Here is a 3,897-nt window from a genome sequence, read left to right on the forward strand (position 1 = left end):
TTTGTCAGCGCTTATGGTGGCGTTTCTGCAATAGCGTGAAACGATTGTGCTTTAGAACGGCGCGGTATCAGCCCATGAAGAACTTCGCTGCGACGACCGCGATAGGAAAACCAATCACCGTGCGCATCATGAAGACGCCCAACAGCATAAGCACATTCACTTTAAGTGCGCTTCTGAGTAGCAGAGAGCCCACCTCAGAAAGATAGATAAGTTGTGTGAGCGAAACAGCGGCAATCACAAATCGGGTGAGCTCGCTTTCCACGCCTTGACCAATAGCAGCGGGTAGAAACATATCCAGAAAGCCCACCATAAACGTGGGCGCAGCGGCAGCCGCATTTGGAAGGCCGCTCCACTCCAGGATCGGAATGAGGGGTGCTGAAAGAGTCTGCATGACGGACGTGAATTCGGCGACTGCCAGACCGAGGGTGCCGATGAGGATCACTAAGGGGACTAGCCCCATCCAGATGTCCATAACGTGCTGTGCTGATGCGGCAAGATACTCTTTAAGGTCCGGCCCCGAGGCGGCGCGCCTTCGAGCTGCTAATAACGCCCTCGAAAACAGTGGCTCTTCCTCGTCATCCTGAACCGCTGAAACAACGTTGTTGTCGCTGGGTAACGGCTGTATACCGCGCAGCGGTGGCAGGCGCGGTAGCAGGATCGCGCAACAAAGACCAATAGTGACAATGGTGCCGTACACGGCGAAAAAGTGTTCGCGCAGACCGATGAATTCAATGACAAACAAACAAAACGGTAGGCTGGTGATTGAAAAGTTCGTCGCGATGACAATCGCTTCGCGACGGGTGTAGTGCCCTCGCTCGTACTGACTGATGGTAATGAGTACGCCCACCGCAGCAGCTGCCAGCCAGCTGGCCAGTGCGTCGATCGCAGCGCGCCCCGGTAGGGTGAATAGGCGCCGAAAGACCGGTTGCAAGAGCGTGCCTACAAACTCCATCAGGCCGTAGTCAGTGAGCATCGGCAGTAAAAATGACGCGCACAGAAATATCGTGACAATAGTTCCACCCAGGGAGAACAGTGCGACGGCCCCTGTGTACTCATTCCAGATGAACTCGGGTCCGAGCTTGAAAACAATGAGCCACGCACAGATCGTACCCAGTAGCCGTAGGCTGAGCCAAAACAAAGGGACATCAAAGACACGGGTCACACCGTGTGCGCGATACCGGGATTGAAGATTCGGATTTATAGCACCGGCAACGCTAAGCACCGCCGACGCAGTGACGATCGAAAGCAGCAGCGCAGGCATTGCGCCCCCGACTGCTTCTTTGAGAGAGTCAGCGGCAACCCCCAACAGTATCGTCCATGCCCCGTCATAAAAAATGGGGCAGAGGAATACTGCGGCCCCGATAAGAGACGGGAGGAGAAATCGCCGCAAGCTGGCGATGTCGGCGTTCTGAGGGGAGGTCTCGCTCATTGTTGGTGAACCCTGGTTCGCGCTAGCGTGATAGATCCACCACGGCTCGCCCACGAATTTGTCCTGCAAGGATGTCGGGTGCGCGAGACAGGACCTCACTAAAGGGTAAATCAAAGGAAAGTGCCGCGAGTTTCTTCATGTCTAACTCTTTTGCCAGGCGTTCCCAGGCTACGAGGCGGCGGGCCATGGGTGCCTGAACCGAATCCACACCCTGGAGACGCACATTTCTCAGAATAAAGGGCATAACTGTAGCGGGGAGGTCAGCGCCCTGGGCGAGGCCGCAGGCAGTGACGACGCCGTCGTAACGTGTCTGTGCGATGGCGTTGGCAAGGGTATGGCTTCCTACGCAGTCAACGACCCCTGCCCAAAGCTCCTTCTGGAGCGGTTTTCCTCTCTCGGAAAGTTCAGCGCGATCGAGAATGCCCGTTGCGCCCAAGGACATTAGAAACTCGCTCTCACTTGCACGGCCCGTCGACGCAACAACTTCGTAACCCAAGTCCGCCAGCAGAGTGATAGCAACGGTGCCCACACCCCCCGCCGCGCCGGTGACAAGAATGGGGCCATCACCGGGTGCCGGTCCATTGGCTTGTAGTCCCATAACGCTCAGCATTGCTGTGTAGCCAGCGGTTCCAATAGCCATAGCCTGCGCATTCGAAATCGACTCGGGAAGTTTTACCAGAAACTCACCGCTGACTCTCGCTCGCTCCGCGTAACCTCCATGGAGATACTCCGACGCGCCATAGCCGTTCATGACTACTCGGTCTCCCGGGGCGAAATTGGCGTGCGCCGACTCGATAACGGTTCCAGAATAATCAATGCCCAAAACCAGAGGGTGTTTTTGGGCAATGGGTGCTGCACCGGTTATGGCCAGGCCGTCTTTGAAGTTCAGCGTGGAGTAGTCAACTGCGACGGTGACATCACCCGGATCAAGATCGTCGAGAGTGAGCGTTTCGTAACTGCAGGAGAGCGTCTCTTCCTTGCGGGCAACGAGGGCCTTAAAACTGTCAGACATGGTGATTCCTTAGTGAAGGTTTTCCGGGCGGGCTAGAGTTTGTAGCCAGCGGGGAGTGTTGAAGGAGAGCTCAGTGTCTCCCAAAGCATCATGATAATCGCGCGCCAGATCGTCGAGCGCTTCTCGCAATAGAGCGGTAGCTGCTGCGGAACCATCGGCAGTAGCTCCGGCCAAGTCTTCTAGTCGAACTCGTTGTCCGGGTTCCAAAAGATACAGCCGCAGGCCCGAGGGGTCTGGCACCTTGGGAGCCAGCCGAACGCGATCCAGATCAAGCTCAACGACTACGACGCCGTTGCTGCCGATGGCCTCGATTTCATGCTCGTTGCCATGAATAATCATGCCCGCGCCTTCGCACAAGCCGAAGCCAAAGCGCTGTTGTTGAGCTGAGCAGGCCATGAGAAGTCGGCCTAAGCGGTGCCTTCGAAGAAAGTTCTGATCGACCAGCCCCAAGCGAGTCAGGCCAATGCCCCGTTCAACTACAACGCCCGAGAAGCTGGCGTCCTCTGAGCTTCCATAGCGCCAGGCAGCGACGCTGTCGCCCTCGGCGATCATTTGAGTACCCAATGCACTGGCAGAGGCGGCTACCGCGACCAAGGGAGTGCCTCGCTCATAGGCAGTTACGATGCTGTGCAGGACTGGTGTAGCCTCGGCGCAGTGGAGCAAGGCCTCGGTTAATCGTCGTTGGTCCCCACCGGTGAATAACAGGCTTCCCATGCGATCAATGGTTTTAAGTAAGGCACGGTCGCGACTCGCTCGCTCGATATTGTGGAGTGAAATAGGCAAGAGTTCCGCCTGTACGTTTTCACTGGCCAACCAATCGAGGTAGCGCTCGGCCATTGCTGTCGGCTCGCCTGAGGCCGTGGCGAGGACACCTACCGGCTCCTGGAGTTCGTTTAACAGCGCTTTGCGCGCTGCGTAGTTCCAGTTGATAGGTGTGCTGCCCAGCATCACCAGGCGAGCCTGAGGTGCCGGATCTGGTCGTAAAACCTGTGTGCTTTCGTTCAGGGGGCAAACATCCAGCGGTGTACTGTGGATGTCCAGGTTGAAGTTGAGCGCCGTATAGCGGATTTCACCGTTACGTACGGCTCGCAAAGCACGGGAACGACGAGGGCGTCGTTGCACGTGGAGAGTGACTTGATTTCCGTACTGCGCATCAAAAGCGCTGGAACTGTCCTTGTGATAAAACGCCGGGTCGCTTTCTACAAGGCGCAGCATTAAATCGTGGAGGCCATAGCTGGCGAAAGCATTGCGACGCACGGGAGCAGGGGAGCGATAAGAGGCACGTCCGACACGAGCACGACGCTTGTCGGCGGCTGGTATGGCTTTGCCCCGTTGCAGATCTATAGCATCGCCATCATCAAGAAACGACACTCGAGCGTTTCGCACTGCGAAGTCCTGATCTTTAAAGCTCGCTTTGCGAAGATCAATAAACAATATGCCGGTCTCGCCGACAACC

At 56.6% G+C, this 3,897-nt stretch carries 3 protein-coding genes; all 3 read right to left on the reverse strand.

The window, feature by feature from the left end; genetic code table 11:
* Positions 1-67: 67 nt before the first annotated feature.
* A complete protein-coding gene (locus tag AB8B76_RS10885; protein ID WP_405272421.1) occupies positions 68-1,429 on the reverse strand; it encodes a YjiH family protein in 1,362 nt (453 codons plus the stop codon).
* Positions 1,430-1,451: 22 nt separating this feature from the next.
* On the reverse strand, positions 1,452-2,441 hold the full coding sequence (locus AB8B76_RS10890) for an MDR family oxidoreductase (RefSeq protein ID WP_405272423.1): 990 nt from the start codon (positions 2,439-2,441) through the stop codon (positions 1,452-1,454).
* A 9-nt stretch (positions 2,442-2,450) separates the two neighbouring features.
* Positions 2,451-3,897 (reverse strand): cyanophycinase (locus AB8B76_RS10895; RefSeq protein ID WP_405272425.1); only part of this gene is annotated, 1,447 nt, incomplete at its 5' end.

This window comes from Congregibacter sp. (assembly GCF_045107095.1).
Taxonomy (GTDB): domain Bacteria; phylum Pseudomonadota; class Gammaproteobacteria; order Pseudomonadales; family Halieaceae; genus Congregibacter.